This window comes from Bacillus pretiosus, from assembly GCF_051294775.1.
Classification (GTDB): domain Bacteria; phylum Bacillota; class Bacilli; order Bacillales; family Bacillaceae_G; genus Bacillus_A; species Bacillus_A wiedmannii.
Genome location: NZ_JBPPHF010000138.1, coordinates 1 through 312, shown reverse-complemented (window position 1 = coordinate 312; position 312 = coordinate 1). Strand labels below are relative to the sequence as shown.

Genomic DNA, 312 nt, shown 5'->3' with positions numbered 1-312 from the left:
GTGTTTCAATAATACGCGTTGACATAATAGCGGCTGCATTACAACCACATCCCATTGCCATTGTTAAAGACTGTTTGCCATGTGCACCGGAACGTTTAAATATGCGATCCATATTAAAAGCGACACGTGGTAAATATCCGTAGTTTTCTAATAGTGCGAACATAGGGAAAAAGATTGCCATAGGTGGCAACATAACGCTAATAACAGCACCGATACCACGGAATAACCCAAGTATTAAAATGCCATGTAGCCATTCGGGTGCATGTGCTGCCTGGAACCAAGATGTTAAATATCCTACGGCCCATCCGAAAA

General features: G+C 42.3%; 1 protein-coding gene. It reads right to left on the bottom strand.

The annotated features are described in order from the left end of the window. On the bottom strand, positions 1–312 hold a 312-nt coding region (locus ACSG5Z_RS30200), incomplete at both ends, for a nucleoside recognition domain-containing protein (protein ID WP_435712776.1).